The 25,911-nt window shown below is 53.5% G+C and carries 28 protein-coding genes and 1 pseudogene; 14 read left to right on the top strand and 15 right to left on the bottom strand.

The genetic code is table 11. The annotated features are described in order from the left end of the window. Positions 1 to 69: 69 nt before the first annotated feature. The 8 genes from IPM31_18255 to IPM31_18220 form a co-directional block, all read right to left on the bottom strand. Complete coding sequence (locus IPM31_18255) at positions 70 to 1,041, bottom strand: NAD-dependent epimerase/dehydratase family protein (protein ID MBK9008915.1); 972 nt, start codon at positions 1,039 to 1,041, stop codon at positions 70 to 72. After that, positions 1,038 to 2,513 (bottom strand): sugar transferase, encoded by a 1,476-nt coding sequence (locus IPM31_18250; protein MBK9008914.1) that lies wholly within the window; start codon positions 2,511 to 2,513, stop codon positions 1,038 to 1,040. Before IPM31_18250 ends, IPM31_18255 begins: the two co-directional genes overlap by 4 nt. Beyond that, positions 2,506 to 3,507, bottom strand: a complete 1,002-nt coding sequence (locus IPM31_18245) for a glycosyltransferase family 2 protein (GenBank protein ID MBK9008913.1) — start codon at positions 3,505 to 3,507, stop codon at positions 2,506 to 2,508. Before IPM31_18245 ends, IPM31_18250 begins: the two co-directional genes overlap by 8 nt. 163 nt (positions 3,508 to 3,670) lie before the next feature. Further along, on the bottom strand, positions 3,671 to 5,044 hold the full coding sequence (locus IPM31_18240; protein ID MBK9008912.1) for a HAMP domain-containing histidine kinase: 1,374 nt from the start codon (positions 5,042 to 5,044) through the stop codon (positions 3,671 to 3,673). A gap of 48 nt (positions 5,045 to 5,092) precedes the next feature. Continuing rightward, positions 5,093 to 6,016: a hypothetical protein gene (locus tag IPM31_18235; GenBank protein MBK9008911.1), complete on the bottom strand. Its 924-nt coding sequence runs from the start codon at positions 6,014 to 6,016 to the stop codon at positions 5,093 to 5,095. 62 nt (positions 6,017 to 6,078) lie between these two features. Next, a complete protein-coding gene (locus IPM31_18230) occupies positions 6,079 to 6,765 on the bottom strand; it encodes a response regulator transcription factor (protein MBK9008910.1) in 687 nt (228 codons plus the stop codon). Between the two features lie 23 nt (positions 6,766 to 6,788). Further along, positions 6,789 to 7,199, bottom strand: coding sequence for a RidA family protein (locus IPM31_18225; protein ID MBK9008909.1), 411 nt, complete (start codon positions 7,197 to 7,199; stop codon positions 6,789 to 6,791). Positions 7,200 to 7,459: 260 nt separating this feature from the next. Next, the gene (locus IPM31_18220; protein MBK9008908.1) at positions 7,460 to 8,002 is read right to left on the bottom strand and encodes a hypothetical protein; all 543 of its coding nucleotides are present in this window, start codon (positions 8,000 to 8,002) and stop codon (positions 7,460 to 7,462) included. Between the two features lie 254 nt (positions 8,003 to 8,256). Here IPM31_18220 and IPM31_18215 point away from each other — a divergent pair, with 254 nt between their 5' ends. Continuing rightward, the gene (locus tag IPM31_18215) at positions 8,257 to 10,269 is read left to right on the top strand and encodes a hypothetical protein (protein MBK9008907.1); all 2,013 of its coding nucleotides are present in this window, start codon (positions 8,257 to 8,259) and stop codon (positions 10,267 to 10,269) included. A 2-nt stretch (positions 10,270 to 10,271) separates the two neighbouring features. On the opposite strand, the gene IPM31_18210 is transcribed toward IPM31_18215, so the two are convergent. The 4 genes from IPM31_18210 to IPM31_18195 form a co-directional block, all read right to left on the bottom strand. After that, entirely contained in the window at positions 10,272 to 10,682 is a 411-nt protein-coding gene (locus IPM31_18210; protein MBK9008906.1) for a hypothetical protein, read from the bottom strand. Between the two features lie 484 nt (positions 10,683 to 11,166). Further along, positions 11,167 to 11,697: a transposase gene (locus tag IPM31_18205; protein ID MBK9008905.1), complete on the bottom strand. Its 531-nt coding sequence runs from the start codon at positions 11,695 to 11,697 to the stop codon at positions 11,167 to 11,169. Further along, positions 11,681 to 12,196, bottom strand: a complete 516-nt coding sequence (locus IPM31_18200) for a winged helix-turn-helix domain-containing protein (GenBank protein ID MBK9008904.1) — start codon at positions 12,194 to 12,196, stop codon at positions 11,681 to 11,683. The genes IPM31_18205 and IPM31_18200 overlap by 17 nt, the downstream gene beginning before the upstream one ends. A 118-nt stretch (positions 12,197 to 12,314) precedes the next feature. Continuing rightward, positions 12,315 to 13,274 (bottom strand): hypothetical protein, encoded by a 960-nt coding sequence (locus IPM31_18195; GenBank protein MBK9008903.1) that lies wholly within the window; start codon positions 13,272 to 13,274, stop codon positions 12,315 to 12,317. A 172-nt stretch (positions 13,275 to 13,446) separates the two neighbouring features. Between IPM31_18195 and menC the strand changes: the two genes are divergently transcribed. The 3 genes from menC to IPM31_18180 all read left to right on the top strand — a co-directional run bounded on the left by menC (position 13,447) and on the right by IPM31_18180 (position 17,166). Further along, positions 13,447 to 14,556 (top strand): o-succinylbenzoate synthase, encoded by a 1,110-nt coding sequence (gene menC, locus IPM31_18190; GenBank protein ID MBK9008902.1) that lies wholly within the window; start codon positions 13,447 to 13,449, stop codon positions 14,554 to 14,556. 62 nt (positions 14,557 to 14,618) lie between these two features. Next, a complete protein-coding gene (locus IPM31_18185; protein ID MBK9008901.1) occupies positions 14,619 to 16,316 on the top strand; it encodes a CapA family protein in 1,698 nt (565 codons plus the stop codon). A gap of 130 nt (positions 16,317 to 16,446) precedes the next feature. Further along, on the top strand, positions 16,447 to 17,166 hold the full coding sequence (locus IPM31_18180) for a hypothetical protein (GenBank protein ID MBK9008900.1): 720 nt from the start codon (positions 16,447 to 16,449) through the stop codon (positions 17,164 to 17,166). Between the two features lie 47 nt (positions 17,167 to 17,213). Here the strand turns inward: IPM31_18180 and IPM31_18175 are convergent, their stop codons facing one another. Then, positions 17,214 to 17,765, bottom strand: a complete 552-nt coding sequence (locus IPM31_18175; GenBank protein MBK9008899.1) for a DUF309 domain-containing protein — start codon at positions 17,763 to 17,765, stop codon at positions 17,214 to 17,216. A gap of 58 nt (positions 17,766 to 17,823) precedes the next feature. Here IPM31_18175 and IPM31_18170 point away from each other — a divergent pair, with 58 nt between their 5' ends. From IPM31_18170 to IPM31_18140, 7 genes are all read left to right on the top strand, one after another. Further along, a complete protein-coding gene (locus IPM31_18170; GenBank protein MBK9008898.1) occupies positions 17,824 to 18,699 on the top strand; it encodes a DUF4129 domain-containing protein in 876 nt (291 codons plus the stop codon). After that, a complete protein-coding gene (locus tag IPM31_18165; GenBank protein MBK9008897.1) occupies positions 18,696 to 19,298 on the top strand; it encodes a hypothetical protein in 603 nt (200 codons plus the stop codon). The genes IPM31_18170 and IPM31_18165 overlap by 4 nt, the downstream gene beginning before the upstream one ends. Before the next feature lie 120 nt (positions 19,299 to 19,418). Further along, on the top strand, positions 19,419 to 20,282 hold the full coding sequence (locus IPM31_18160; GenBank protein MBK9008896.1) for a MoxR family ATPase: 864 nt from the start codon (positions 19,419 to 19,421) through the stop codon (positions 20,280 to 20,282). Between the two features lie 129 nt (positions 20,283 to 20,411). Beyond that, complete coding sequence (locus IPM31_18155) at positions 20,412 to 21,653, top strand: DUF58 domain-containing protein (GenBank protein MBK9008895.1); 1,242 nt, start codon at positions 20,412 to 20,414, stop codon at positions 21,651 to 21,653. 96 nt (positions 21,654 to 21,749) lie between these two features. Further along, positions 21,750 to 22,244: a hypothetical protein gene (locus tag IPM31_18150; protein ID MBK9008894.1), complete on the top strand. Its 495-nt coding sequence runs from the start codon at positions 21,750 to 21,752 to the stop codon at positions 22,242 to 22,244. 70 nt (positions 22,245 to 22,314) lie between these two features. Beyond that, positions 22,315 to 22,584, top strand: coding sequence for an AbrB/MazE/SpoVT family DNA-binding domain-containing protein (locus tag IPM31_18145; protein ID MBK9008893.1), 270 nt, complete (start codon positions 22,315 to 22,317; stop codon positions 22,582 to 22,584). Positions 22,585 to 22,601: 17 nt separating this feature from the next. Further along, a complete protein-coding gene (locus IPM31_18140; protein ID MBK9008892.1) occupies positions 22,602 to 23,042 on the top strand; it encodes a PIN domain-containing protein in 441 nt (146 codons plus the stop codon). A 275-nt stretch (positions 23,043 to 23,317) separates the two neighbouring features. Here the strand turns inward: IPM31_18140 and IPM31_18135 are convergent, their stop codons facing one another. Both IPM31_18135 and IPM31_18130 read right to left on the bottom strand, forming a co-directional pair. After that, positions 23,318 to 23,716 (bottom strand): nuclear transport factor 2 family protein, encoded by a 399-nt coding sequence (locus tag IPM31_18135; GenBank protein MBK9008891.1) that lies wholly within the window; start codon positions 23,714 to 23,716, stop codon positions 23,318 to 23,320. A 178-nt stretch (positions 23,717 to 23,894) separates the two neighbouring features. Beyond that, positions 23,895 to 23,981, bottom strand: a pseudogene (locus IPM31_18130) (transposase). Between the two features lie 284 nt (positions 23,982 to 24,265). Here IPM31_18130 and IPM31_18125 point away from each other — a divergent pair. Genes IPM31_18125 through IPM31_18115 form a run of 3 tightly spaced genes read left to right on the top strand, consistent with a single transcriptional unit; the run spans position 24,266 to position 25,718 of the window. Beyond that, positions 24,266 to 24,607, top strand: a complete 342-nt coding sequence (locus IPM31_18125) for a transposase (GenBank protein MBK9008890.1) — start codon at positions 24,266 to 24,268, stop codon at positions 24,605 to 24,607. Continuing rightward, entirely contained in the window at positions 24,604 to 24,879 is a 276-nt protein-coding gene (locus IPM31_18120; protein MBK9008889.1) for a hypothetical protein, read from the top strand. Before IPM31_18125 ends, IPM31_18120 begins: the two co-directional genes overlap by 4 nt. Beyond that, a complete protein-coding gene (locus tag IPM31_18115) occupies positions 24,876 to 25,718 on the top strand; it encodes a transposase (protein MBK9008888.1) in 843 nt (280 codons plus the stop codon). Before IPM31_18120 ends, IPM31_18115 begins: the two co-directional genes overlap by 4 nt. The last annotated feature ends 193 nt before the right edge of the window (positions 25,719 to 25,911 follow it).

Below are 25,911 nucleotides of genomic sequence, written 5' to 3'. Positions count from 1 at the left end.
ATTGGTAATTGGTAATTGGTAATTGGTAATTGGAGGATTGGAGAATTAGAGGAATAGAAGAATAGAGGATTAGAGAATAGAGATTGGAGATTGGAGATTAGAGATTGGAGATTGTTGGCGCATGGATTCGACGGTTTCTTTTAGACCTTCGGATAGGGATGTGGTTGCTTTGAAGTCAATTATATCTTTTGCTTTTTGCGGGCTTCCGACGGAGCGGTAGATGTCGCCTGCGCGGGGAAGAGCGATTTCGGTTGGCGGCGCGCTGGGGAAGAGTGCATACAACACGTCGAGCAAGTCGAGCAGGCACGTTTCGATGCCTGTGCAGATGTTGAAAATTTTCCCTACGGCGTTTGGGTGTTCGGATGCGATCAGGTTGGCACGGACAACATCGCGGATGTTGATGAGGTCGCGGGTTTGACCGCCATCGCCGAAGATGGTGACAGGTTTTCCATCCAATAATCTCTGAATGAAGATCGGGACTGCCGCGGCGTACATCGAGTCGGGGCGTTGGCGTGGACCATAGACGTTGAAATAGCGGAGCGCGACAACTTCGAGATCGAATTGGTTTGTGAATAGTTCGGCGTACATCTCGTTGACGCGCTTCGACAACGCATAAGGTGATTTTGGTTGCAGAGGAGTTTCTTCGAGGAGAGGCAACGCATCGGATTCGCCATAGACTGCCGCGCTTGAAGCGAGGACAACGCGCCTGACGCCCGCGCGTCGCGCCGATTCGAGCAGGAGATGTGTTCCGCCTACATTAACGTCGAAACATTCTTGCGGTTGCTCCATAGATTGCGGGACGGAGACAAATGCCGCGGAGTGGAAAACAACGTCCATGCCGCGCACAGCCTCCCCGACGCGCGAAACGTCTCGAAGGTCGGCTTCGATGATCTCGACATCCTGCGCAATCGCCGCGATGTTTTCTCGTTTGCCTGTGGTGAAATTATCCAACACGCGCACCGAATCGCCGCGCGCGAGCAAAGTCTCTGCGATGTGCGAACCGATGAACCCCACTCCGCCAGTGACGAGAGTTTTCATCATCGTCCCGTGCGCCTGAGCATGGTGCCGATGGTGCGGAGAATGATCTGCAAATCCATCGTTAGCGAGCGATGTTTGATGTAGTAGAGGTCGTATTCGAGTTTGACCGCCATCTCGGTGACGCTAGCATAGTAGCCGTAATTGATCTGCGCCCAGCCTGAGACGCCGGGCTTGACCAGTAAACGCGCGCGATAGAACGGAACTTGCTTTTGGAAGGCGGCGACGAGTTCGGGGCGTTCGGCGCGCGGACCGACGAGACTCATGTCGCCGCGTAACACGTTCCAGAATTGCGGGAATTCATCGAGCCGCGTCTTGCGTAAAAAATCGCCGACGCGCGTGACGCGCGGATCGTTCTTCTCGGCGAGTTTTGCCTCGCCTTGTTGTTCCGCATCCTGGCGCATCGAACGGAATTTGTAGATCGTAAAACGACGCGCGCCTTTTCCCAGGCGGGTCTGTTTATAGGTGATGGGAAAACCGCTATCGAGAACGATGGCAAGGGCAACCACCGGGAATAATAAGAGCAGGACTACGATTCCCACCAATCCACCCGCAATATCGAGAGCGCGTTTGGCTAGTTCGTACATCCCGCTCACCCGTACCTCGTCTACGAACGAGCGGATGATCCAATCCGATTCAAGATGATGGATGGGAAGCCGCCCGGTCATCTCTTCGTAGAGGATAGGCATGCGCATGACTTCGACGCCTTTTTCCTGCGCGTCTAAAATGGCTTGAAACGTTTTTCCCCGTATTTCGCCATTAATAGCAACGACAAGGTCGGTCACCTGGTGTTCGTCGATCAAGGCGAGCAATCGATCGCTGGAGCCGAGTACCTTCGAACCGTGAAAAGATTTTCTAACTTTCTGGTTGTCATCGTCGACAAAACCCACCAGATTGAACGAGCGCGTTCCAAGCGTTTCATATAATTGGGCTAGGGTCTTCCCCGCCTGCCCGGCGCCGATGATGAGCATGCGGCGCAACTGCCCCGTCCGTTTGTAGATGCGAATGAAGATCATGCGCCAGGCAAGGGTAAGTAGCGAGGCGAAGATCAGGTATGCGCCAACGCCGACGCGCGGCAGGTTGGTCGGGTCTTGAGTAAACACAAAGACGAACGAGTACAGCGCCAACGCGATGAACGCGGCAACGGCAATGCCGCGCGTTGTTTTGCGCCCGCTCCCCGCAATGGATGGCTCGTATAAATCCACCAGCAAAAGCATCCACAAGACCGGCAGGAGGTAAAACCAAAACGGGACTTCGATATCCACCCTGGTATTGAGAATCGCGACGATCCGCGGCTCGGGGATCGGGGGTTTTTCAGCCAGCAATGCCTGATATTGCACGTTGTAGTTGTACGCCCGCCACACCGATAATGCGGCGAACACGGAAACGATGGACAATACGAGATCGCCCAGGAACAACAGAGTGCGGTGTTCGCTGGGGCGTAATCGCAACGGGGCGGTTCGAAGATTTTCAGCCATTCTTTCTAAAACCAGAAGCGAGCATGCTCCATAACAACCCGCTCCCCCACGCAATGTGCATGATGGGAATTGCCAACGGCAACCCCACACTTAAGAAATTTTTTTTCATCCGCAACCGCGCTTGAATGCCCGCCAGCAAGCAGATAAAAAGATACAGGAGTATCTCGCCCAGCAAAAGAAATTTCGCCAGCGGGAAAAAGAATGACAACAACGCCAGCCCCGCCAGGCTGATGACAAACAACGGAGGCAGAGCCTGCCTCCAACGAAGAGTGTTCGGATATTTGCTTAACATGCGCCACTTCCAAAATCCATAACGCCAGTATTGGCGCGCCAGTTCCAACAAGGTTGCGCGCGCAAAGTAGATCGAGCGAATGGACGGATCGAGCCAGATTCTACCACCCGCCTCCCGCACCCGCGCGTTGAACTCGTAATCTTCGTTCGTGAGCAAAGTCTCATCGAACATGCCCACTTTGTCGATCAACGTCCGTTTGAACGAACCGAACGGCACCGTGTCCACTTCCGCGGCTTGCTTCGCATGACGATACAACGCGTCGCCCACGCCGAGCGGATGCGCCGCGGCAACCGCGATCGATTCGGCGACCCAACCTGATGCGCCCGCGTGAATTTCCCACACGCCGCCCACGTTGTCGCCGCGATTCTCCTCGAGCGCCTTCACGCAATTTTCCACATAATCGGGGTACGGCTTCGAATGCGCGTCCAGCCGCACGATGATCTCGCCGCGCGACACTTCGATGGCGCGGTTCACCGCCGAGGGAATCGCGCGCTTCACATTGTCCACCACGCGCGCATCCAGATCGGGAAACTCGCTCCGAAACCCGGCGATCACCTCGCGCGTGTTGTCGGTTGACAAGCCGTCTGCCACGATCACTTCCATTTGAGAGCGAGGAAAGGTCTGCTCGCGCAGAGCATCCAACAAGAGTCGAATCGTGGCTTGCTCGTTGTAACAGGGAACGATAATGGAAACTTTAGGCATAGATTGGCTACCTTAGCCACACAGTGTCCCGATGGTTGTCGGGAGAGCGCTCCGAGAACTCTGACCCCGCATAATTTGCCAGGCAAATCACGTTTGGGGCAGGTGGAAAATCTTTTTTTTCTCCGTGGTCTCTGTGGCAGAGAAAGATCGCAATGGTCTTATTTTACTTATTCGCAAGCGGCAGACGGATCGTAAATGTCGTCCCATGCCCCATCGAACTTCGGACGCCAATTTTACCACCATGCGCCTGCGTGATCTCGCGCGCGATCGCCAGACCGAGCCCCGCCCCATGCCCCTCGCCACCGGCGCGGGATGTGTCCACTTGATAAAACCGATCAAATAGACGGGGCAACGCTTCGCTCTCGACGCCGACACCTGAATCAGCCACCTCGAATTCGATCCACCCCTCATCCTTTTTTGCGGAGAGCGCAACACGTCCGTTCGCGGGCGTGAACTTCAACGCGTTGTCCACAAGATTCGTAAACACCTGCGCCAACCTGTCGCCGTCGCCGAGAAGCGAGGGCAAACCCTGCGGGACATTCACTTGCAGGTCTACCTCCGCTTGTTGCGCCTGGATGGAAAATTTTTCAGCGATGCCGCGCAACAACGCTCCCGCATCCACTGCGGAGATATTGAGGTCGGCCGTGCCAGCCTCAAGTCGGGCAAGATCGAGTAAATCCAGCGCCATGCGGTGCATCCGCCCGGCTTCGTCATAAATAATTTGCGCGGCTTGCTTACGCGCGTCGGGCGAATCGGCGGTGTGATCGAGGATGGCTTGGGCAAATCCCTGAATGGAGGTGAGCGGCGTCTTCAACTCGTGCGAAACATTCGCCACAAAATCGCGCTGCGCTTTTTGGGTGTTGTTCACGCGCTGAATCATCGAGTTGAACGCTTGAGTCAAATCTTGCACTTCGCGCGGTCCGCGCAACGAAACGGGTTCCGCCTCTGCGCTCTGCGGGTAACTTCTGGCGGCGAGGACAACCTGTTGTAACGGGTCTGCCACCGAGCGCGAGATCGCAAACGCCAGCACGAGCGAGAGCAACAGGGCGATTACGCCGCCTTGCAAGATCGGAGTCAACAGTTCGTCGGCGAAGACATTCAAAAACTTTGTTGCGGGTCGAGGCGCGGCGGTCACGATCATATTTCCATTCGGCAGGCGCGATTTCGTCTGCAACCACGATCCGCCTTGCGCGTCGGTGGCGAATTGCGAATTTCGATTCACAAGGGTGTTGCGCGGAAACGGGAGGGCGGGCTGGTCGGGATTCGAATCGAAGACGAGCGTCTGGGTTGCATCGAAGATCACGATACGGGCGTTATTCGCTTCGGCGATCTCGCGGAGTTTGGCTGTGTCTTGCAACAACTCGCGCGGGTTTGTTGAGAGTTGCGTTTGAACACCCCGCAAGCGTTGCAAGGTTTCCCGATACAACAACGGATTGCGAAGCAGATAGACCAACAAAACAACAATCACCGCCAGTAATGCAACGGTGATCACGAGGGCGTAACTTAGCCAAAGGCGCGAACGGAGTGAAGTAAACATATGCAACAGAGTATGGTTTGCAACCCCGCGAAATCCGCAAACAATTCGTCAGGCTTGCTGGTTCGATTTTCGATGCTCCCGCAATTTCTCGCGCAATTTGCCGAGCGACTCTTGCAATTCATCGAGTTCTTCCTGTGTGAGCGCCGACCACGGGGCAAAGAAATACGCGTCGGTCTGTCGTTCAACCTGCTCGCGCAGTTCAACTCCCTGGCGCGATATGCGATATGCGCCCGAGTCGCCGGCTTGTTCAAGCCAGCCGATCTCTTGCGCGGCTTGCAATGCGACCGCGTACTCATCGGCATCGTACCCGCGAAAAGCAAGTTGTTCAGCCAGTCTGTCCGCAGTCACCGGGTTGCCGCCCGCCGCCGCGCCCAACACATTCCAGGCGATGCCTGCCGTATGAAAGTGCGGACGCGCCGCTTCAAGATGCGCATCATCGCGATAGGCAAATAAGTCCAGCAGGTATTCCCGAATCTTTGTCATCACCGGGCTTTCCCGGTCCGCCACCCGGAAGCGCTTGAGGATCGCCCATTTCTCCGGAGGCTCAGGAGCGCTATCGTTCGCCAGCGCGATCTTCTTGAGCAACACCTTAAGTCGTTCGAGGTCGATCTCCGGCATAAACTCCGGCGGCGGGAGTTTCGCATCGCCAGCCATGACGATGAATTTCACGCCCGCCCGCGCCATTTCGGTTACCTTGTATTGATCCTCCGGCTGAGGCTGGATCCACCCCTTCACATCGAGGTAGGCAAACGTCTTCTCAAATTTCTCGGGGTTGGTAAACGGGTCGCGCTTTTGAAAGTTAACGCGCGAGAAATAATCCAACCCTAATTCACTGTACAGATACAGTTCAAAGGGGACGTCGTTACGCACGGCGACTTTTTCGACCTCAGGCTCGGTGATCGCCCAAAACTCCTGAATAACGGAGTGCATCTGCGCCCAGATTTTCAACAAGGGGTTGGTTTGCTCGCTCATACTCCAACCTAAGTGTACGCCTCGGCGGGCGGAACAATCTTGCAATGCCGTAACGAACTGCGTCAGGCAACCACGAGTTTATACCCAACACCGGTCACGGTTTCGATCTTCACGGAACTCGGCTCCAGTTTCTTTCGTAGATGCGCCACGTGCACATCCACCGTGCGGGTCTGACCGTAGAAATCAAAGCCCCACGCCTTTTGCAGGATCTGCTCGCGCGTGAGCACCAACCCGCGATGCTCCGCAAACGTGAGGAGCAAGTCGAATTCTTGCGCGCGCAGGTTGAGGCAGGAGGAAGAACCGATTCGAACCTCCCTTCGAGCTGGGTCAACCGTCAGGTCGCCGAGTCGAAGCGTGGAAGCATTCTCCGCCCTGACGCCGCGCTCGCCGCGTCGCAGGATTGCCTTCACGCGCGCAACCAGTTCTCGCGGGTTGAACGGCTTGGTGAGGTAATCGTCCGCGCCAAGTTCGAGACCCAGAATTTTATCGATATCCTCATCGCGCGCGGTGAGCATGAGGATATCGGCGGGATGATTAGCAGAACGCAAACGGCGGCACACCTCGAAGCCGTCGAGTTTCGGGAGCATCACATCCAGCACGATGAGAGCGGGGCGCTCACGCTGGGCAACCTCCACTGCCGCCTCGCCGTCGCGCGCGGCTTGGATGCGAAAACCCTCGCGCTCGAGATACATACGCGCCAGTTTGATAATGGAGGGTTCGTCGTCGACGAGGAGGATGAGTTCGTTCACGGGTAGGGCTTTGCGGTTAAAAATTAATCACCGCGGGCGGGAGAGAGCAACGCGACACATTCGACTTCGACCCGCGCGCCTTTGGGCAAGCCAGCCGCCGCGACAGTGCTTCGCGCGGGCGGGTTCTCAGGAAAGAATTCGGCATAGACCGCATTCATCTTGGCGAAGTCGTTCATGTCTTGCAAAAATACGAGCGTCTTGACCACAAAGTTCAAACCCGAGTCCGCCGATTCGAGCACGTGCTTGAGGTTGGTCAGCGCCTGCCGCGTTTCCACTTCGATGCCGCCTTGGACAATTTCCATCGTGGCGGGGTCTAACCCAATCTGCCCGGCTGTGAAGACCAAACTCTCGGTGCGGATGGCTTGTGAATAGGGACCGATCGCTTTGGGCGCTTTATCGGTATGGACGATTTTTTTACCTTCGGATGTGTACATAATCTGCCTCACTTTGTTTTTTTTTGGTGAGGCGATTGTACTGCCGAATGCGGGTTTGTGGAAACCGTGTTGCCATGCCATTCTGAGACCTTCGAAAAACTCAAGATAAGCTGGACAGGACTTACGCAGTTGGCAGGCAGTTGTACTGCCGCCGCCGCAGTGCAACTACGGCGGAACAGGTTCAACTGCGTAAGCCCTACTGCGAGATCAGAGACCCTGAGTGGCGCCTCGCGCCACTCAGGGCGACACGGCATAAGCAATTACGGCGTCGGAGTTTTTTCAGGGCGCGGATTTGCTTCGCGGAAGGCGTGGAGCGCATCGCGCAGGTCTTTGCCGGCGCCGCCCATTGCGTCTTTGATCTCCTTCATCTTCTCACCCATCGCGCGGATAGTCGCTTTGGCTTGCTCGGGGTCGATCACTTTGCCGTCCGCATCGAAGCCCGCATGCGAGTCGACCATGGATTGCGCGCTTTCATAGACCGGCTTGGCGTCTTTCGCCGCATCTGTAAATGCGTCCAAAGCGGCTTGCACGGCAGAGACATCCTTTCCACTTTGCGCGGCGCGATCGATCAGTTTCTGGGTTTTGCCGATGAACTCTTCGGTCTTGCCCAATATCTCATACGCGCGGAGTTGCTTCGCCCAGATTTGCTCGAGACGCTCGTCCGTCATTTCACCCTGCGGGGGCGGCGGAGTCGGGTCGTTCGATCCTGCGGCCGAAACGCCAAATACCGACAGGCTCCCCACGCCGAGCGCCATTACCAGCGCCAGCAACAGGGTTTTCTTGAACAATACTTTCATCATCATGATAAACCTCCTTTCAAGGTTACGATGGCAATTGTAGAATGCGCGAGTTACGCCCATATGGCAGAGATGTAAAATTGTTGTAAAAATCCAACCAAGGCGGTTTGCGATTGAGAATTGAGATTTCGCGGCGCCATTCCTACGCCCTACCTTTGCGTATGCGCCAATGATAAAATGAGAGCCATCCAAAATAACCTCCTGACAAAATAGGCATCAAGCATTCAATCATGGAAAACGGAAAATACAGAAACAAAGTTATGAAAACCAGCCTTGAAAAACTAAAAACGATCTCTGAAAAGCCATGGTTTTATCCAGTGGCTTTATTTTTGCTGGCGTTCGCCGCGTACGGATATGACCTGACCTCGCTGGGCTATTACTGGTCCGATTGGGAAGTTCAATTTTTTACCAAGCTCGACCCCGCCTATCAATTCGGCTATTACGCGGTGGATAGACCGTATCCGTGGGCGTATCAGTTGATCTATCTCCTTGTCGGTTCAAAACCCATCGGCTGGCAGATCGCCTCGTTGACTCTTCGCGCGGCAGGGACGTTGTTCTTTGTGTATGCGCTGATCCAATGTTGGCCCGAGTATAAAAAACAACTTTATTGGCTGGGCGCGTTGTTGGCGGTGTACCCGGGCTTTATCCAACAGGAACAATCAGCGGCGTTCTCGCGCCATATCATGACGCTGTTCCTTTTTTGCTTGTCGTTGTATCTGATGGCGGTCGCGATCAAACAGCCGAAATGGGCGCGTTTATTTTTTCCATTATCGTGGATCGCCACATTCATGCACCTCATCACCATCGAATACTTTTCGGGCGTCGAGTTCATGCGCCCTGTGCTGATCTGGATACTGGTCGCAAATGGATTCAAAAAAGATTCGCAGACCTTGCGTAAAGTTGTGCTGTATTCCCTGCCGTATGTGCTGGTGACCGCGCTCTTTTTCTGGATCCGCTTTGTGTATTTTCCCACCGCGCTTCAGACCTTCGCCCGCCTCGACAATATCGATTCCACCTTGAGCGGATTTGAAACTTCTTTTCTTGGAGCCTCGTTGAATCTCTTCAACAAGGCGTTGTGGGATGTTTTGTATTCTACGCTTCAAGTGTGGACAGACGCGATCATCGGGCTTGGCGGCGTCACCTTCCAACAGCGAATTACGTGGTTCGCGTTTGGGTTGGGTGGGTTATTCGCGCTTGCCTTTTGGTTCTTCTACAACACAAAAGAGGATGAGACTCAGAATCGAACCTCTCCGCTGTTGATCATTTTCATCGGTCTCTTGATGTTCGTCTCGAGCGCGATTCCCATTTGGGCGATTGGCAAAGAGGTCAGCACGGGCGGCTGGAACGAACGCTTTACGCTCGCTCCGATGTTTGGCGCGAGTCTCACGCTTATCGGTCTCGTGTTGTTGTTCATCCGTCCTGCCGGGCAAAAATGGATACTTGGATTCCTGCTCATGTTTTCGATAGCAACGCAGGTTGTGATGGCGGATTCGTATCGCCGCGATTGGAAAATCCAACCCGAATTCTATTGGCAGTTGTATTGGCGCGCGCCCGCTTTGCAAACGGATACGGCGGTGTACAGTTTTGCCTATCCGTCCTACATGATCACGCACGACATGGACGCGACTTGGGCGGTCAACCTCCTGTATCATTTTCAAACCCCGAACGGTTCGATCCCCTACATGTTCATCACCCCTGAATACGAACGGTATGTCACACCGGATACCGCGTACAAATTCCCCGCCCGCAATTTGATGTTCAACGGCAACTCGTCCAACAATGTCGCGATTTTTCATCAAACCGATTCGTCCTGCCTGCGCGTTCTGGATTCGGTCTACCTGTATGATCCCTTGCTGGATGAGGGGAGCCAACGGCTCATCCCAATCTCTAACCTTTCGCGCATCATCCCGGACCCTCAGCCTGCCTCGCCCGACACCGACATTTTCGGGCCCGAGCCTCCTCACACATGGTGTTACTTCTTCCAGAAGGCAGACCTTGCCCGCCAAATGAAAGAGTGGAACACAGTCATTGACCTCTATCAGCAGGCGCAGGGACTTGGTTTGACTCCGAAATACGGCGCGGAATACATTCCCTTTATCGAAGCGTATGCCCAAACCGGCGACTGGCAAACCGCCTACGATCTGACCATCGCCGCCAAGAAATTGTCTCAACAGCAAAAACGGATGTTGTGTACCAATTGGTATCGCCTGGCTGAAATCCCGTCGGCGGATATGGAGATGGTCGAGCGGATCGTGCGAGACCTGCCATGTTGAGGTCAGGCTAACCTGGTTTTGTATTTCTTGATTGCCCAAATGGATAACAGAATCGCGCTAATAATTCCAAACGCTATTATAAAGACGATGTTGAGTAATAAACCAACCATACTCAAAGCTACGATTGAAACTTCGAAGTCGCCGCTCATTCCCAACCCTAGCACGATCATGAGAGAAATCGGAAAAGCTGCAAGGCAAAAAGCGCTGGCAATTAAGAATCCACACCCAGAAAAAAAGAGGGTTTTACCTTTCGGCGAAGAGTCTGGTACTTGCAAAAGACTTTTGTCTGTTGATTGAATTTCTGTTTTATCTTTGAAGTCAAAGATGTGGGTGTCTTTTGATACGAAGATTGCGATTATCACGAGAGGTATGGCGCACAAGCAGGGGAGAAAAAACAAGCTCCAGGCATCCATAACGATCCTCCTTGGCATCAAATTTTCATGTTGCATCGATCTGTAATTAATTCATTTCAAATTTGCGCTCAATCACCACTTATTCAGACGCCATCCGTATAACGAGACTGTCGAAAAACCGATTTTGGCCAGAGCCGTCCCCGTGTGCCAGGGACCGAGTATGGCAGTCTTCGTTTCGCTCTGTCAGGGTCAGGCGAGCGCCCCAAAGACGTGGATCTTGCCGATATTGTGAACCAGAGCGAATCGCTGCGCGTCCATTGTACATCCAATAAATTCAGGATTGGTTTGTTTGACGATCTATAACGATCCCGTTTAGGAAGCTGCACCACTTAAGAGCCGTGCCATTCATGCCCATCAATTAAATTGTGCATATGACAGGATGTCGTTATACAAAAAAGCAAAAGGCGACATCCTTTTTTGTGTTAAGCATAGACGGGGAAAAGGACGTCAAAAGAGCATAGGCTCTCATGTTCTCGTTTCTTATTCAGGTTAACCTAAGTTGCCTAACAGACAGCCCTGCGGTGTGAAAGAACCCGAGGAGCAAATCGGGACGGCGACGCAAGCGAGCAAAGCCACGATTGAGCATGGAGCGAATTTCTTCTTTACTTGTAGGGCGAGCGTTTTTGAGACGTTGCTTGACATTTCCATGACAATATTCTTCTGGGTTGAGTTGCGGAGCGTAGGCAGGCAATTCTTCAATCAAGATTTCAGGATGTTTCTGAAGGTAGGCTTTGGTGATCTTGCTCAGATGAATACTGGCTCGATCCCAAATCAAAATGATTCTGCCTGGTATTTGCCGTTGAACATGCTCGAGTGTTTTCACCACGTTTTCGCTTTTCACCGAACCTTCAAAATGGCGTTTGTAGATGTTTCCTGAAAGTGTCAGCGCGACCGCTGTGGATAATGCGCGACGTTCCTTTGTGACTCGTCGAAAGAGTGGACGTTTTCCTCTGCGAGCCCAAGTCGTAGCCAGTTGTTCTTGAAAGGAGAAGCCAAATTCATCCCAAAATACGATTTTTGCGCCGAGCCGCCGCGATTTTTTTTATCCTTGGCCAATCTCGTTGCAACCACGCCCGTACCAGTTCTTTTTCCTGTTCCATGGCTTGCGGCAAAGGCTTTTGCGGACTGAAACCCAAGCCCCGCAACAAACGATTGAGATAATTGGGATGATAGCCGACCTCAAATTTCTGCTGGATCAATTGCCGTACACGTTCCAATGTCCAGCGGTCTGTTGGAAATCCATTTGCCAATGCGCCGCGATCCAACAGGCATTTTAGTTTTTGCTTTTGCAACGAATTCAGTTTTGATTGACTACCTTCTGCTTTCCTTCTGCGGAGACCGCGTATGCCTTTCGCTTCCACTGTTTTGGCCCACTCGCTCACCGTGGCTCGGCTGACTCCCAAGCGCCGAGTAATTTCGGCTTGCGATAATTTCCCCGCCCTCAAAAGACGCCCACCCTCTAGTCGCCTTTCTTCCATTTGTTCGCGTGTCAAGTATGATGGCTTCCATGTCATACTGCCTATTGTAAGTCAATCTTAGTTAACCTGAATAGGACGCTTTGTTGGGCAGGCTTGTGCCTACCGAAACCTTGACTTTGGAAAGTATATACCCATAGATGTTTTTGAACACAACTCATTTGTCATAGATTTTGAAATCAGAAATTACGGCATTGACGTAATTGTTTGATGCGGGCGTTGAATAGCCTATCCAAAGGACTTCTCTTTTAGATGGAAGCAAGGTGAGACTTTTTGTTTGATTGCCAACCTGAACGCTTACATCTGAACCGTTAATTGTAATTTTTACCGATTGAACATCGCCAAAACTGTAATCAGTTTTTGGAGTGTAGTAGTTGAAATAATCAGGGGCGAATACAAAATACGGTGTCGTTTCTCTGGCAAGAACAATGTACTTTAGAAAGTAACCAGGCTCTGCATAAGAAGTTTTATTGCCTAGCCCAATGAACACAACGCCGTCCATGTCCGATGAAGAAGTAAGTGATTTGACATTTACCTTAAATTCAACAACAGCATTATTGCCTAGGGTTGTGTAAATACTTCGGGTTACTCGGTCGTTGAATATATCATCGGTAACAACAAACTTTAGGCTTTGATTTTCTGCAAGAATACCCCATGACGTTAAGTTCCAGCAACCATTTTTGTCCAATGTCAGGTTGTCAGTTGGAAATACTGGAGTTGGATTCCAGTAAGTTTTTGAAATGCAATTTCTGTCTAAACCCCGAAATACAACAGGGGCAATTGTTGGAGTTGCGGTTGGGGCTTTAGTAGGGGTCTGCGATGGCGGCAAAGTTGGACTCGATGTTATTGTAGGAGTAAAAGTTGGCGTAGATGTTTCGGTATAAGTTGGTGAGGGCAATAATGTTTCGGAAGGTGCAATTGCGAATTGCGTCATGCTAAATATCCCCGAAACCTCTGTAAGCCGTGCTTCGGCAGTTTGAGTAGCCTGAATTGGAATTTCAATTTGAGAGCGGATACCTAAATAGCCAATATAAGCGGCAATTAACGCGCCTAAAAAGGGAAAAACGTCTTTCCACGAAAATACACTTGCCGCTGAATTTTTTTCGCTTTGACCCATCACTCATCCTATGCAATTTAGGCTTCTCTATGTTTTGCAAGTACCTGCCCAACTACGCCTTAATCCTACTTTTGCCGTATCAGACGCCATAGGCATGGTTGTACAGCTAATTCTTTGTATAATAGCCTATGTACAACATTATACGACTGAAAGACAACATAGAAAACATCCCATGAAACTCTCCTCCCTCACCCTCCACCACATCTCCATGCCGCTCGTCGCGCCGTTCGAGACCTCGTTCGGGCGCGAGACGGTGCGCGAGTGCGTCATCATTGAACTCCACGCCGAAGGACTGACCGGTTGGGGTGAATGTGTCGCTTCGCGCGAGCCGGGCTACAACTACGAAACGACCGGCACCGCGTGGCACATCCTCAAAGATTTCATCGCCCCGCTCGTGCTGGGACAAGACATCCAGGATGCGGACGATTTCCAATCCCGCGTCGAGCGGATTCGCGGACACCACCTCGCCAAGGCGGGAGTCGAAATGGCGTTGTGGGATCTGCTCGGTAAACGCGATGGCAAGCCGCTGAAAGAAATGTTCGGCGGCACACGCGACAAAGTGGATGTGGGAGTCTCCATCGGGATTCAAGAATCCGCATCCGCGCTGGTGAAGACGGTTGATTCGTATTTGGGTCAAGGGTATCGCCGCGTGAAGATCAAGATCAAGCCGGGGCGCGAAGTGGAAGAGACGCTCGCCGTCCGCAAGGCGCACCCCGACTTGCGCTTGCAAGTGGACGCCAATTCCGCGTACACGCTTGAGTCCGCGCAGGTGTTGAAGAAGATTGACGACCTGAACCTGCTGTTGATCGAACAGCCGCTCTTCGAAGACGACATTTGGGATCATCGCCTCCTGCAAGCCGAATTCAAAACGCCGATCTGTTTGGATGAAAGCGTGGTCTCGCCGCGCCATGCGCGTTACGCGCTGGAGATGAAAGCCTGCAAGATCATCAACATCAAGCCCGCCCGCGTCGGCGGGTTGAGTCAAGCCATCGCGATTCACGATCACTGCCTCGCTCAACAAGTCCCTGTGTGGTGCGGGGGGATGCTCGAAACGGGAATCGGGCGCGCCTCGAATCTCGCGCTCGCGTCTCTGCCGGGCTTCGTCCTGCCCGGCGACATCTCCGCTTCGGATCGCTACTATCACCGCGACATCACGAACGAACGATTTATGCTGAACGACGACAGCACGATCACCGTCCCAACCGCTCACGGCTTGGGCGTGACGATTGACGAATCCGCGCTGAAAGAATTTTCGCTGGCTGAAATTACATTGAAGGCATGAGAATCCCCCTCTCCCCAAGGGAGAGGGGCTAGGGGTGAGGGCGAGAGTATAATCATCGCGCCATGAAAAAATTTCACTCACTCTGTATTCTCCTCCTGTTAATTTCCTGCTCCCCTCAAGCAACACCGAGTCTCCAGTCCCCAGTCTCTTCATCAACACCAACGTCTATCGCAACACAAAAACCCATCACATTCACCCCCGCGCCGGGCGCGCGCATCGGCGAGTCGGTCCCCGCGTCACTGCGCGAACAAATGCAAAATTTGAACCTGTCGAATTTCATCCTCGACGCCTCGCCGTTCGTCGAATCGAATCCGTCGCTGAGCGAGAAAAAAATCCAATGGGTGTACGCGCTCGTCGCGCCGTTCCCAACTGTCACAGACGGCGTCACCCTCGACCAACTCCACCTCGCGTGGACGGAGGGCAAACTGCTTAATGGGATGCCTCTGTTGATGGAAGAATCTACACGGGACGCCTTAACCGTCCTATGGGATGCCCCAGTCGCCCCGTCGGTACGAATCGTTTCGACGGGCGAACTGCTCGACCAAGCGTGGAGCGAATCCGCCTGGGCGATCATCCCGTTTGAGGAAATCCAGCCGAAGTGGAAAGTGTTGACCATTGACGGTCAATCGCCGATCCGAAAAAAATTCGACCTCGCCTCTTATCCACTCACGGTAGACTTTACACTTCAAACGCCGACCAATTCTCTACTTTCTAATCCTCTACTCTCTAATTACGACCCATCAAAACTAACAACCGTCATCCTCACCGGCGTCACCGCCCTCGTGCGCGCCACCGCCGTGACGATGGAATACAAAGGCGTGACGTACCCCGGCGAAAAGATCCGCGATGTTCTGCGCGAAGCGGACATCGCCCACATCAGCAACGAAATTCCGTTCTTCACGGGATGCGAATTCCCCAAGCCCGACGCGACCGGCCCGCTGGTCTTTTGCAGTGACCCGAAATACATCGACCTGCTCACCGATGTCGGCGCGGACGTGGTGGAGTTGACCGGCAATCACTTTGCCGATCGCGGCGCGCAGGGGATGTTGGAAACCATCGATATTTACAGCCAGCATGATCTTCCTTATTTCGGCGGCGGCAGAGACTTGAACGATTCGCTCGAGCCTGCCCTGTTTGAAGTCAACGGCAACAAGATCGCGTTCGTGGGTTGCAATAAGCCCGATGTGGACCGCTTCCCCACCGCGCGCGATTTTCGCCCCGGCGCCGCCCCCTGCGACTTTGAGTATCTCGCGCAAAAGATCGCCGAATTGAAAGCGCAAGGCTATGTGGTGATCTCCACCTTTCAATGGAACGAAAGTTACGACTCGCACCCCAGCCCGCAACAAATGGCGGACTTCCGTTTGATGGCAGACTCCGGCGCGTCGGTCGTCAGCGGCAGTCAGGCGCATTACCCGCAAATGATGGAATTCTACGACGATGCCTTCATCCATTATGGGCTTGGAAACTTATTCTTCGACCAAATGGGCGATCAGGATTGGATGCCGCCCGGAATCCGCCGCGAATTTTACGATCGCTATGTGATCTATGACGGTAAACTCATCAGCGTGGAATTGCTGACCGGTATCCTCGAAGACTACTCGCGCCCGCGCTTGATGACGGATGATGAGCGTTATGGATTCTTGCAGGATTATTTTTTCTTCAGCGGCTGGCTGAACCCGATCCCGACTCTCGCTCCAACGATTACGCCGACGTTGACGCCCATGGTCGTTCCTTCCATGGTGGGAACGCCTAATCCGTGAAATGATTTTCAGTGATGAACTTATAACGGTTGAGTAATATCCGAAAAGGGTAAAATAAATTCATTGGATCTTTCACCCAGAACGTCCGTAGAAAATGAGCTAATCTCAATCTGTATTGCGCGGAGGGCTTATGAATCCAAATCGCAGGTATCTCGGCATGACCATCCCTCAGCTCGGCGTCCTGGGCGCGCTGGCGGGAACATTGATATTGATCCTTTGCGTTGCCGGGTATTTCATTTTCACAGGCGGGGTAACCTCGATGGCTCCTCAACCGGTCGCGCCGACACTTGTCATCCCCACCGCAACCCTGGTCGCGCCTCCCACATCCACGCCAACGCTCCCGCCAACCGCGATTCCCTATGAGCAATTGATTCCAGAAGGGTGGAAACAACATAAGACTGCGAATATTGAGATTTGGCTGCCGAGTGACTATCGGAAAACCACGATCAAAGACCTGTTGATCCTCGATAAGCAAATCACCCTAGACCTTACTCTTTCGCGGACGCCGACAACAACTACGCTATACAACCTGTATGTCATCATTGCCTACGAACCACTACAAGGCGATACGCTCGAGTCGCATTTGGCGAATTCCGGTGCCGAAATAACGGCGACTCCCCTTCCTCTGCGGATTGTTGATCAACGGAAGGTGTTCGTGAATTCTGCGCCAGCGCTACGAGTACTGTTTGAGGGAAAATCAACAGACAACCTTGATGTCAATAGCTTGCTGTATGTTTTTTTAGACGGCAATACAGTTTGGTATGTGGAGTATTGGACGCAAATCAACGAGTTTTACAAGGAGTTGGAAGTTTTTGAAAAAAGCATCCTGACCTTCCGCCTCGTGAAATAATCTGCCACACAATGAACCGTGCGAAGGTTCCGACCCTTCGCACGGCTTCAATCGAAATAAATATTCAAGTCTGAACAATCGAAACGGTTTCCGCAATTGGGACAAGTGACCTTGCAATTCGACTCGCGCATTTCGCTCCCGCACCGATCGCAGATGTAGACGCGCCGGTTCGACTCAGGGTCAGCCTGCTTCAGTTTCCCCCAGCCTTCCTCCCACTTGACAGGTCTCAGCCGCGCCAGGTCGAATTCTCCAATTCTCTTTTCTCCCAGCTTCATCACTTCGTTGATCGCCTCTTCCGCATCGCTCCGCAATTCCTCCACGCCGATTCCCCGGCAGACCGGCGGAAAATCCTTCAGCCACCTCACGCTCCGCCCATGCACCTTGATCGCGCCGTTGTAATTCCCGCGCGTGATGTGCAGATACGTCACGCCCACCTGCAAAATTCCCCGGTACAAGTCGCGGATTTTTCCCTTTTCTTCCAGCCACGCGACCTCCAGCGCTTCGTGCGCCTCGAAGTACTTCCCTTCATTAAAGAGGCGCAATCCCTGCGCGGCATGCGGATGGAGAGGGCTGGCACAGTCGATGGTTGATTCAGTCATGGCGAGGGTGTTGGTGATTATAGCCGGGATGGTACAATCCCCTCACCCTATGCGCGCCTTGTCATCCAACAAAATCCTGATCGCCGCCCTGGCGTTCGTTGCCCTCGCGGCATTGACGATCCTCGCCTCCGGGCTGGGCGGCATGGACTTTCGAGCGGGGCAACAATTCGGCACCGGAACGGCAAACGGTATTCGCGCCGCCGCCATCGAAGCCATCAGCAACATGCAGGCTGTCCCCTTCCAAACTCAATTGCTCGTCTTGATCTTGCTTGTTATCCTGTTCGCGCTGATCGGCTTGCTGCTCTCTCCCGAAATGCGCAAACGCCTGCTCAATGCCGTCATTCGGGCGGCGCTCACGATCTGGCTGTTATCCATGATCTTCACACGCTACCCAAACATCCTCAGCCAGTTAGGGCTTAACCTTTCCGCATTGAATGCTGAGTCGAGCGAGACAGCGACCGGAGCGGCGGCTCCAGAATTCACGCCGCCTCAGTCTGCTTCGTGGTGGGCGTACGTGTTGAGTTTCGGGCTTCTCCTTTTGGTTCTCTTCATCGCATGGAAAGCGTATTCTTTCTGGAAGGAACTCAACGCGCCGTCGTCCGATCTTGCAAAAGGACGGATCGCAAAGATCGCCCGCGCCTCGATCCTGGATTTATCCGCCGGCAGAGAATCGGCGGATGTGATCCTCAACTGCTACTATCGGATGAGCGATGCCGTCTCACACCGCAAAAACCTGAACCGAAACGCTTCGATGACGCCCAGTGAATTTGCCGCGCGCCTGGAAGCGGAAGGCATCCCCTCCGACGCGGTGCGCGCGCTGACGCGCCTCTTCGAGTCGGTCCGTTACGGCGGGCAACGATCGAATCCGAACATGGTGAGCGAAGCAGTGGCGTGTCTCACCTCCATTCTGCAACATTGCGGTGAACCGGTATGACCCGCCGTAACCTTGCGGCGCTGAGTATCATTGCGATCATCGCCGCCTTGCTGGCATTTCCGTTCCGCGAGGCGGTGTATCACCTTGTGGTGATTCCGCTCGCGTATGTGTTTTGGTTGCTGGGGTTGTTTTACCGCTCTGTCGACCAATCGCTGTGGTGGATCGGCATCGCGCTGGTTACCCTGCTCGTTTTGGGAACCAGCCTCCTACCGGAGATCAAGCCGAAGGGAAGCCAGATCGATCTCCAGCGCGAGGAACGCGGCGGGGTGGAAAGTCTCGCCAGGGCATTGGCAAAATCGACCCAAGGCACATACTTCAAGTGGGTGGTGGCAAACCGCCTCGGCAAGTTGGCGCATCAACTCCTTTCCATGCGCGAACATGGCAAACCGCGCGCTCTGTTTGCGCCGCTCACCGGCGAAGGCTGGGATCCGCCCGATGAAGTGCGGCGCTATCTCGAACGCGGGTTGCAGGGTTCGTTTGCAGATTTCCCAATCGGGAGATGGGGTTCCCTTTCACTGCCGCAAAAAACATCGCTCGATCTGGATGTGAGCGAAGCGGTGGAGTTTCTTGAATCGCAACAAATGGATAGGCATACATAAAGCGACAGTCATTTCACTCGTGGAGTCAACGTGGCAGACATAAAAAAAGTATCGCTGATTGGCAACCAGGTTATTGCCGAGGTGGAACGCGCTGTGGTGGGCAAACGCGCCCTGCTCGAAATGATGATGGCGTCTGTGCTGGCAGGCGGGCACATGCTTCTCGAAGATTTTCCCGGGCTTGGCAAAACGCTCATCGCGCGCAGTTTCGCCAAAGCGCTTGGGCTGGATTTTAAGCGCATCCAATTTACGCCAGACCTTCTGCCCGGCGACATCACGGGCGGGTACATCTTCAACCGCGTCAAAAATAAATTCGAACTCCGCAAGGGGCCGGTGTTCGCCAACATCGTCCTTGCCGACGAGATCAACCGCGCCTCGCCAAAGACACAGTCCGCGTTGCTCGAAGCCATGCAGGAGGGACACGTGACCATCGACGGCGAATCCCTGCCCCTGCCGGAGCCGTTCCTCGTGCTTGCCACGCAAAACCCCATCGAATATGAGGGGACCTTCCCGCTCCCCGAAGCGCAACTCGATCGCTTCATGTTGAAACTCACGGTGGGTCATCCCACGCTCGAAGAGGAGAAATTGATCTTGCAACGGCGGCGCGAACGCAAACAAGATGAAGTGGAGTTGCGCGAGATCGCCAAAGCAAAACAAGTACTGGAACTAAGAGAAGCGGTCGAGTCGGTTCACGTGGACGCCGATCTTGAAAGTTATATCGCAACGCTTGTTCATGCCACACGCATCGACCGCCGCGTGGCAGTGGGAGCCAGCCCACGCGGGTCGCTGGCTTTTCTCAAAATGGCGCGCGCCAATGCCGCGCTCGATGGGCGCGACTTTATCATCCCCGACGATATCAAACGTTACGCCACGCCCATCCTCACCCACCGCGTGATCCTCCAACCCGAATATTGGATGTCGCGCTCGGTCGGCGACGACGTAATCCGCGACGCGCTCGAGAAGACACCGGTGCCGGTAAACAAGTAGTCTTCTAGCCTTCTAATCCTCTAATCTTCTAATCCTCTAGTCCTCTAGTTATCTAATCCTCTACTCACTCAATCTGGCAGTCACTTGTCACGCTCACTCCTTCTCGGTTTTATCATCTATAGTCTGCTGATGGCGGGCATCGCCACCGTGCGCGGCGAGTTCATCGCGCTTGCGATTCCTTTTGTGATCTATCTGCTCGCGGGATTTTTATTTTCTCCCAACGAGATCAAGCTCGAAGCGACGCGGCATCTCAGCGCGGAGCGCGCATCGCCCGGCGCGGAAGTCACAGTAACGGTGACGGTCGTCAATCGCGGCGCATCCCTCGACGAGGTGTTGATCGAAGATTTTTTACCGGCGGATTTAACCCTCCGTTTCGGGCATACGGGACATCTGATTCGCCTGCGGAAAGATTCATCGTTCACGTTCAGGTATCGCGTGGCGGGACCGCGCGGGGGCTACGGGTTTGACTCGGTGCGGGCGCAGGTCAACGATTTCCTACGGGTGACCAGCCGCACGGTCGAATTAGAAGCGCAGGCGGAGTTGTTCGTCTTCCCGCCGGTGATTCGTCTCCGTCACGTGGCGATTCGTCCGCGTCGGACGAGAGTCTACGCTGGGACAATTCCCGCGCGGGTGGGCGGCTCAGGCACGGAATTCTTCGGCGTCCGCGAGTATCAACCCGGCGACTCTCCGCGCGCCATCAACTGGCGGGCAAGCGCGCATCACGCGGATGCGGACGCGCTGTACGCCAATGAATTTCAGCAGGAACGCGCCGCCGATGTGGGCATCATTTTGGATGGGCGTTTGCGAACGAACGAGTTTGCTCGCGGGCATTCGTTGTTTGAATATTCGGCGCAAGCGGCGGCGGCGTTGAGCGATGCCCTGCTTGCGCAAGGCAACCGCGTGGGCTTGCTGGTATACGCCGCCTTCCTGCGTTGGACGATCCCGGGCTACGGGAAACTTCAACGCGAGAAGATTTTGTTTTCACTGGCGCATGCGCGTCCCGGCGGCAGTAATGTGTTTGCGGGTCTCGAGCATTTGCCGACGCGCTTGTTCCCGCCCGAGTCGCAGATCATTCTGGTCTCGCCATTGCACGAGGATGATTTGAGTCCATTGGTGCAGTTGCGCGCGCGGGGGTATCAGGCGCTGGTCGTCTGCCCGAACCCGGTGAAGTTTGAACTCTCGTACCTGCCGAAGAATAAACATGTGGAACTCGCCGCCCGTGTCATCCGCATGGAACGCGCGTTGCTACTGCAAAAAATTCAGCGCGCAGGGATTCAAGTATTGGATTGGGACGTGTCTGAACCGTTCGATCAAGTTGTGAAGCGAAAATTATCGCGCCCGCCTGCGTGGGTGCGCGCTGTTGGAAGGTAGAAAAGAACAAACTACGGAGAAACTGAGTCGCGGAGAATTAAAAATGTTTTTCTCAGTGTCTCCGCGTCTCAGTGGTTAAGGGACACGGAGAAATCGATGACACTTGCGGCAATGATATTGAGCATCCTCCTCGGAACAGCCTCGCTTGCATACGGATATTCGCAAGCAGGCATGACTGACCCCGCGCGTTGGTTTGTGTTGCTGGGAATCGTTTGGATTCTCTCGCACTGGCGGAAATTGTATTGGGTTTCCTCTTTGGCGTTTGCTATCGTAATTCTCGGCGCGGCGTATGGCGTGTGGCACAATTTCACCACGCTCTGGATGTTGCTCGGTGCGCTCGGCGGCTTGCTCGGCTGGGACCTCTCCGATTTTGCCCGCCGCCTCAGTTACGCCGCCCCAACGGATGATATCGCGGGCATGGAACGCCGTCACCTGACACGGGCAGGCATCGTCGCCGCGCTGGGGTTTGGAATCGCGCTGTTGAGTTTGGTGATTCGAATCAATAGATTGGCGTTTGAAGTGGCAGTGGGGTTGGTGCTGTTAGCCGCGATCGGGTTGACGAGGTTGGTGATGAGGTTGAGGAAGTTTTAAGCCTTTGCTTGGTGGGGAGACGTGGTAGAATTCCAGAAATTCTGGAATTCCGATTTTCTGGAGATTTACCATGACAACTGTTCAAATGCGTGGAAAAGGGACGATCACTCTTCCTGCCAGTTTGCGCAAGAAATACAAGTTGGAAGATGGCGAGTTGTTCACCATTATTGATTTAGGCGAAGGATCAATTCTTATTAAGCCTACGGTTTCGCAAGTCAATAAATTGGGTGACAAGATCGCAAAGCAACTCAAGGAGGATAATGTTAGCCTCGATGACTTGTTGGAAGCCCTCGACGAAGAGCGTCACCAATACTATCTGGAACACTATGCCGAGAAGTAGGCAGTGGAAAAACCTTCGTGGCAAAGCCGAACATATTTCTTGACAGCAGCGCGTTGGTAGCAGGCGCCATTTCGAGCGCTGGCGCCGCCCGCGCGATATTGTTGTTAGGTGAATTCGGGGATATCGTTATAACCATTAGCGAGTTGGTTGTCGTTGAGTCTGAACGCGTTGTAGCGCGTAAATCTCCGCGCAGCCTAGATGACCTAAGAAATCTGATCAAAATCTCCAGAGTGAAGATCGTTCGCAATCCATTGCCCAAAGATTCTCGGTCGAATTTATATTTGATCAAGGACCCTGCCGATGTGCCGATTCTTCTTGTGGCTATGAGAGCCGGGGTCGATTTCCTTGTTACACATAACCGCAAACATTTCTTGGATGACCCCAAAGTGGCGGAGAACTCAGGCTTGCGGATCGGCACGCCCGGCGACGCGCTCGCGTGGCTGAGGGAGAATTTGTAAATGGCGTGATAGCCGCGCTCGGGTTAACGCGGCTGGTGATGAGGTTGAGGAAGTATTCGGTAACGGACTTGCGTTAGCGGTTTGGGGTGGGAGGGTGGACTCACCGCGGTGCGTACCCCCAGTCGGCTGCGCGTCTTGTTGGGCGCATTTTATGTATTAGCAGGCGCTGAGCCAGAAAAGTAAGACCACTGCCAACGTGAATAATTATTGCATGACCCTGTGAACTTCGCAACGGACAAAAATCACTCATGTTCTTACACTGCGTTTCGACGAGATTAGCGGGCGATGACATTGGCATGTCGCGCAATCATCTGCCAGGTGGCATCTTGCCTTCTCCAAATATTAGTAAACCGCCGCTCTACAAATTCGCCGGCATGCGGTGCATCCCCAATTGGCTCGACAGTCTCAGCACCCATGACAATGGCAATGTCAGTGTGAAACCGGACAGACTCAATTCGCCGTTCGAACACTGCATAGCGGATCAATCCACGTTTGACTAGTATCAAAACATCGTCTCGGTTAGTCGAAATTTGATTCTGAGGATTATTGACGATCAATTCTTCCGACCACAAGAGCTTGAGTGCGGGTAAGTCTTGTTGAAGGACTGCTTGGCGCTCTCGTTCTTCGAACTGGCGAATCATGTCTTCTTGGCTATTGAAGTTATCTTCATTCATAATGCAGTTCTTTCGATATTCTGGACCTTGATTCCCGTTGGCGCCTAACGAGACTGTCGAAAAACAATATTTTTAGGCAGAACGCAAGACGGATGCTGGAACAATCGACAGGTTATTCGTGTTGAATACGGTAAACCACGACTGTGCGGAGTCGGATTAGGGTCCCAAAGGTGTGGATCTTGCCGATGTTGTGAACCAGAGCGAACAAGCCCCATTGTACATCCACTTTCCGTTTCGAGCGCAGCGTGAATCGGTGCATGCGCTTTTGCACGCAGATGTTGGATTAGCCAGTGAAGCGGAAGTGTTGGCGCTACGACCCGAACTCAACCAGATCGAATAACCGCACCTTGGTTGCCGCTTGTTCAGCAGACCGCATCCGCAAGAAGGCGGGCGCGGCTCTAGAAATCCGCCCATAGACCGAACTTTCGATAGATCAGCCCTTCCAACCCCCCTAAGGGTTCGTAAAAATATAAATTCCCTGTTGGGGGCTGTCTAAAAAGGGGAGGACAGCCCCTCCTCAGTTGGGGAAAAGTTTAATACAATAGGGAGATGAACAACCGAAACCTCACCTTCAAGCCGTACGCAATGGAGCAGTTGAGTCTGCTGCCGCCGAGTTTGGAAGAATTAATCCCTGAAAAACATCTGGTACGGGTGGTCAATCGCGTCGTGGATGAGCTGGACATCGAGCCGCTTTTAGCAAAATACAAAGGGGGCGGGACGAGCAGTTATCATCCGCGCATGATGTTGAAGGTGATTGTGTATGCCTACACCCAGAAGATCTATTCGTCGCGGAAGATCGAAAAAGCGCTGTGGGAGAATATTGGCTTCATGTGGATCAGCGGGGGCAACCGGCCTTTCACACGATCAACAACTTTCGGAGCGACACGTTGAAGGAAGCGGTGCGGAAAGTGTTCGCTTCGATGATGGAGCTTCTGGTGGAAGAGGGCTACGTGAAGATGGAGAATTACTTTGTGGATGGGAGCAAGCTGGGCGCCAACTCCAACCCGCACAAAGTGGTGTGGGCGAAGAAGACGCAGAAATACAAGGAGAAACTACAACAGCAAATTCAGGCGTTGCTGGATGAAATCGAGCAGGTGAACGAACGCGAGAATGCAGTATACGGGAGGAAAACCTGGGAGAACTGGGCGAGCAAAGCGAGTTGACGGCCGAGAAGGTGAAGCGGAAAGCGGCGGAGATCAACGCCCAGTTGAAGGAAAAGCCGCTGACGCCGGAACAGAAAAAGGCAATGAAGAAATTGGAGCAGGAGGATGTGCCGCGTTTGGAGAAGTACGAAGAGCAAGAACGCATTCTGGCGGGACGCAACAGCTATTCGAAAACCGACCCGCAGGCCAGCAGTCTGCGCATGAAGGAAGACCGGGCGGCGCGCAAGCCGCTGGCGCGCCCGGCTTATAACGTGCAAATAGGAACCGAAGGACAGTTTGTGGTGGGCTATAGCCTCCACCAACAAGCCGACGATACCAGTTGCTTCATTCCCCATATGCAACAACAGCAGTTTCCGCAGGGCAAACAATTCAAAAACGTGTCTGGCGACGCAGGCTACGGCAGCGAAGAAAACTATGCCTATTTGGAAAAGCACGGCATGGGGAACTACCTCAAATACAACACCTTCCACCAGGAGCAACACCCGCCGCGCAAACCCGAACTGCTTGAGAAGATGCGCTTCAAGTCAACCTGCTTTCCCTACGATCAGGACAAGGATCAGTTCGTGTGTCCCGCCCACCATCGCATGGTCTATATCGAAACCAAACCCTACCAATCCAAAAACGGCTTCTTATCTGAACGGCGGGTTTATGAATGTTTGGAGTGTGCCGCCTGCCCTCTCAAACCCAAATGCACCAAAGCCAAAGGCAATCGCCAAATGCAAGTCGGATTTGAACTCCGCCGCTATCGTCAGCAAGCCAAAGACAACCTGCTTTCCGAGCAGGGTATGGCCTGCGTAAATTACGAAGCATTGAACCCGAAACGGTCTTCGGGGACGTGAAACAGAACATGGGCTTCCGAAGGTTCATGCTCCAGGGTTGAAAAAGTGGATGTGGAGTGGGGTCTGGTGTGCATGGCGCACAATTTACGAAAACTGGCGATCCAATGACCGCCAGTTTTTTTGTCTCTTGCTCCGTTTACGCCGTTTTCTCAACTTGTTCTTCCCCTTTTTAGACAACCCCGCTCGCAGTGCA

Origin of the sequence: Candidatus Defluviilinea gracilis (genome assembly GCA_016716235.1) — a bacterium.
Lineage (GTDB): Bacteria > Chloroflexota > Anaerolineae > Anaerolineales > Villigracilaceae > Defluviilinea > Defluviilinea gracilis.
Note: the sequence above shows the minus strand (reverse complement) of the source record. Positions and strands in the feature narration are given on the sequence as shown.

Coding starts and splice junctions, on each gene's coding strand:
- IPM31_18235 (MBK9008911.1), bottom strand. CDS start 6,016: ATGAGCGAGCAAACCAACCCCTTGTTGAAAATCTGGGCGCAGATGCAC.
- IPM31_18215 (MBK9008907.1), top strand. CDS start 8,257: ATGAAAACCAGCCTTGAAAAACTAAAAACGATCTCTGAAAAGCCATGG.
- IPM31_18125 (MBK9008890.1), top strand. CDS start 24,266: ATGAACAACCGAAACCTCACCTTCAAGCCGTACGCAATGGAGCAGTTG.
- IPM31_18185 (MBK9008901.1), top strand. CDS start 14,619: ATGAAAAAATTTCACTCACTCTGTATTCTCCTCCTGTTAATTTCCTGC.
- IPM31_18175 (MBK9008899.1), bottom strand. CDS start 17,765: ATGACTGAATCAACCATCGACTGTGCCAGCCCTCTCCATCCGCATGCC.
- IPM31_18135 (MBK9008891.1), bottom strand. CDS start 23,716: ATGAATGAAGATAACTTCAATAGCCAAGAAGACATGATTCGCCAGTTC.
- IPM31_18240 (MBK9008912.1), bottom strand. CDS start 5,044: ATGTTTACTTCACTCCGTTCGCGCCTTTGGCTAAGTTACGCCCTCGTG.
- IPM31_18155 (MBK9008895.1), top strand. CDS start 20,412: ATGGCGGGCATCGCCACCGTGCGCGGCGAGTTCATCGCGCTTGCGATT.
- IPM31_18165 (MBK9008897.1), top strand. CDS start 18,696: ATGACCCGCCGTAACCTTGCGGCGCTGAGTATCATTGCGATCATCGCC.
- menC (MBK9008902.1), top strand. CDS start 13,447: ATGAAACTCTCCTCCCTCACCCTCCACCACATCTCCATGCCGCTCGTC.
- IPM31_18145 (MBK9008893.1), top strand. CDS start 22,315: ATGACAACTGTTCAAATGCGTGGAAAAGGGACGATCACTCTTCCTGCC.
- IPM31_18255 (MBK9008915.1), bottom strand. CDS start 1,041: ATGATGAAAACTCTCGTCACTGGCGGAGTGGGGTTCATCGGTTCGCAC.
- IPM31_18250 (MBK9008914.1), bottom strand. CDS start 2,513: ATGGCTGAAAATCTTCGAACCGCCCCGTTGCGATTACGCCCCAGCGAA.
- IPM31_18225 (MBK9008909.1), bottom strand. CDS start 7,199: ATGTACACATCCGAAGGTAAAAAAATCGTCCATACCGATAAAGCGCCC.
- IPM31_18160 (MBK9008896.1), top strand. CDS start 19,419: ATGATGATGGCGTCTGTGCTGGCAGGCGGGCACATGCTTCTCGAAGAT.
- IPM31_18180 (MBK9008900.1), top strand. CDS start 16,447: ATGAATCCAAATCGCAGGTATCTCGGCATGACCATCCCTCAGCTCGGC.
- IPM31_18150 (MBK9008894.1), top strand. CDS start 21,750: ATGACACTTGCGGCAATGATATTGAGCATCCTCCTCGGAACAGCCTCG.
- IPM31_18245 (MBK9008913.1), bottom strand. CDS start 3,507: ATGCCTAAAGTTTCCATTATCGTTCCCTGTTACAACGAGCAAGCCACG.
- IPM31_18200 (MBK9008904.1), bottom strand. CDS start 12,196: ATGACATGGAAGCCATCATACTTGACACGCGAACAAATGGAAGAAAGG.
- IPM31_18195 (MBK9008903.1), bottom strand. CDS start 13,274: ATGGGTCAAAGCGAAAAAAATTCAGCGGCAAGTGTATTTTCGTGGAAA.
- IPM31_18210 (MBK9008906.1), bottom strand. CDS start 10,682: ATGGATGCCTGGAGCTTGTTTTTTCTCCCCTGCTTGTGCGCCATACCT.
- IPM31_18220 (MBK9008908.1), bottom strand. CDS start 8,002: ATGATGATGAAAGTATTGTTCAAGAAAACCCTGTTGCTGGCGCTGGTA.